General features: G+C 58.9%; 3 protein-coding genes and 1 pseudogene. All 4 read left to right on the forward strand.

Annotation, left to right across the window (positions count from 1 at the left end; translation table 11 throughout):
* On the forward strand, nt 1-767 hold a 767-nt coding region (locus HMPREF1992_RS02890; RefSeq protein WP_021684321.1), incomplete at its 5' end, for an SLC13 family permease.
* Nucleotides 768-967: 200 nt separating this feature from the next.
* A complete protein-coding gene (locus tag HMPREF1992_RS02895) occupies nt 968-2,290 on the forward strand; it encodes a glycine hydroxymethyltransferase (RefSeq protein ID WP_021684323.1) in 1,323 nt (440 codons plus the stop codon).
* 224 nt (nt 2,291-2,514) lie between these two features.
* Nucleotides 2,515-2,670, forward strand: a complete 156-nt coding sequence (locus HMPREF1992_RS11590) for a hypothetical protein (RefSeq protein WP_021684324.1) — start codon at nt 2,515-2,517, stop codon at nt 2,668-2,670.
* Between the two features lie 63 nt (nt 2,671-2,733).
* A pseudogene (locus HMPREF1992_RS02905) lies at nt 2,734-3,196 on the forward strand (SLC13 family permease); the annotation flags it as partial.

Raw genomic sequence — 3,196 nt, forward strand, 5'->3', positions numbered from 1 at the left:
CGAGCGGACTCACGCCGTTCGGCTTCTTCGAGTTCGCATGGATTGGTATCCCCCTCTCGATCGCTGGTGTGGCATACATGCTCACGATCGGCCGCAAGCTCTGCCCGCAGCACATGGCGATTGTGCCCGAGGGTGCAGATGACAAGAAAGAGGAAGTGACGGATTCCCGCAAGATGATGATCTGCGCAGCGATCCTCGTCGGCGTTATCATTGCGATGGTTCTCGAGAAGGATATCAACGTCCCGATGCAGATGTCTGCCATCATCGGCGGCCTCCTCTGCGTGCTCACGGGCTGCCTCAATGAGAAGCAGGCGTACCAGGGCATTGACTGGACGACGATCTTCCTCTTCGCCGGTATGCTCCCGCTCGCAGGCGCAATGGAGAAGAGCGGCGCTGGCAAGGTTATTGCTGACTTCGTCGTCAGCCTCATGGGCGATGCCCCCTCCGCACTTGTTATTGTGGGCGCGATGTTCGCACTCTCCTGCGGTCTGACGCAGTTCATGTCAAACACGGCAGCGGCAGCGCTTCTCGCACCGATCGCGATCTCGATCGCACAGACCGTCGGTGTCTCGCCGTACCCGGTCGTCATGGCCATCGGTATCGCTGCATCCTGCGCATTCACGACGCCGGTTGCAACGCCGCCGAACACGCTCGTTCTTGGACCTGGTCAGTTCAAATTCATGGACTATGTCAAGGTTGGCGTTCCGCTCGTTATCATTTCGCTGATCGTCTGCCTTGTCGTTATCCCGCTTGTATGGCCGTTCTAATCGACTGAGCCATCTTTCTTTCGAACAAGCACAGACATAAACGGCAGCATCTGAGCATCGCTTCTCAGTGCGTCCGACCGTGAACAATACGAACTGGAAACAGAGTACGTTGGTTCACCGACAGGTGTGCCCCATCCCGGGGCGCACCTGTTTTTTTGTGCGTGCAGACTGCACGCCCGCATTATGAGGAGTGGATATGTATGAAAAAAGAAGCGTTGCTCAATCATCTGAAGGCGTTTGATCCGGCGATCTACAATCTCCTGCAGGAGGATATCCAGCGCCAGCGCAATACGCTCTCGCTGGTCCCGACGGTGAACGCGATGTCGCCGATCACCTCCTACCTCGTCGGGAGCCCGCTCGCAGGCCTGGGGGAGGGCTGCGGCGCGCACCGCAGGAATGCCGTCGAGGAACTGGCGCAGAAGCGGGCACAGGAGCTCTTCGGCAGCGATCACGCCATCGTCCGCCTCGGGAACATTGCCGCGGCCTCGCGTGTTGTATTCCTCGGCCTGCTGCAGCCCGGCGATACGGTACTCTCGTTCAACCTGCGCAAGCAGGAGCACTGCGCGGGGCTGAACTACCGGTTCGAGAACTACGGCATCGACCCGGAGGAGCAAAAAGTCGACTGGGATGCCGTCATGGCAATGGCGCAGGAGCTGAAGCCGCGCCTGATCATCTTCTCCCCCGTCAGTTATCCGCGCATCCCAAACTATGAGCGGCTCGCTGCCGTCGCGCGCGCGGTCGGCGCGCACCTCTGGATCGACATCGGCCAGTGTGTCGGCCTCGCTGCCGCAGGACTGGTGCCCTCACCCGCGGCGCTCGCGGACGTGGTGAGTTTCCCGACGAACGACTCGCTGCGGGGGCCGGACGGCGCCATCCTCCTCTGCAAAAAGGACGTTGCGGAGCAGATCGATGCCGCGGTCGTGAGCAGTGGGCATGCCGCCGTCTACGCGAACCGCCTCGCGGCGCTGGCCTTTGCCCTGCATGCAGCCACACAGCCGAAGTTCCGCGCGTACGGCGAGCAGGTACTGCGGAACGCAAAGGCGCTCGCCGCAACACTCGAGAGCAGCGGCACCAAGCTCCTCTGCGGCGGCACGGAGACCCATCTCGTGCTTGCCGCTCCTGCGCCCGGCACGGACATTACCGATGCCGTCCATGTGCTCGCACGCATCGGTCTCCAGGTCAAACTCGACCGCATCCCGACGATGCGCTCGGAGATGGTCCTCTCGGCGCTCCGTCTTTCGACGCTGAACCCGACCACGCGCGGGCTCAAGGAAGAGGATATGGCAGCCGTCGGCCGAATGATCGCGCGGGCCCTCTCCGGCAGCCTCTCTGCGCATGAAGAGGAAGAGCTCCGCCTGGCGCTTGCAAAGCTCATCATGGACAAGCCCATCTTCTCCGAGGAGTGGATCAACATGGAGGCGATGTCCAGCATCTTCTTCTCCGATGCAGACACCAATGAGGTGCACGCCCATGCGGCAAGCGAGCGCATGAACATCATCAGGAATCTGTTCCACAAGGGATAACATCCCGATCCGGTCCTCCGGCGGCTTTTCCTCCTTGCGCCGCCGGAGGACTTTTCGATTGCCCGGAGGGTATTCTCCGCACATCCTGCACATAAAATATTCAGAAGCATCAAAAATAGATGACCAAACCGCCGCATTGTGCTATACTAAGCGCACAGGACTTTATTGCGGCAGCGCCGCATCTATGATATTTTCTGTCCGAAGGTGCAGAAGGAGAGTTGTTCATGAAAAGAGAAGAAGTTGCAAATCATCTGAAGGCATTTGACCCCGAGATCTATGCTCTGCTGGAGGAGGAACGCCAGCGTCAGCGCTATACGCTCTCGCTCCTCGGAGGATTGGCTGCGCAGGCGGGATGGAAAAGATGCGCCAAAATGATGTGACTGAATTTATCTATATTTCCTAAAAACGGGAACTAGAAGAACTGTATGATAGGAGATGTTTCTATGGATGCAGCAATGGTGACACTGGGGGTTCTCGCAGTAGCAGCGTTCCTGTTTGCTACCGAGCTGATTCCCCTGGCAGTCACGGCAATTGGAGCGGCAATCTCGCTCGGGTTGTTGGGAGTCTTGACTCCGAAGGAGGTTTTTGCAGGATTATCGAATTCCACCGTCGTTCTCTTCGCAGGTATGTTCATCATCGGCGCGGCGATGTTCCAAACAGGTGTCGCGCAGAAAATCGGCATAGCTGTTGTTAAAAAGTCTGGAACAAATGAGCGCTCGCTGATGGCAGCAATCATGCTTATCACAATCGTTCTGTCCTCGGTCTCCTCGAACACGGCGACCGTCGCGTGCCTCATGCCCGTTGTTGTCCAGATCTGCGCAGCTGCAAAGGTTCCGGTTGGGCCCCAGCTCATGGGTCTCGCCGTCGCTGCAAACGTCGGCGGCACGATCACGATGGTCGGCACCC

This window comes from Selenomonas sp. oral taxon 892 str. F0426 (assembly GCF_000468035.1).
Lineage (GTDB): Bacteria > Bacillota > Negativicutes > Selenomonadales > Selenomonadaceae > Centipeda.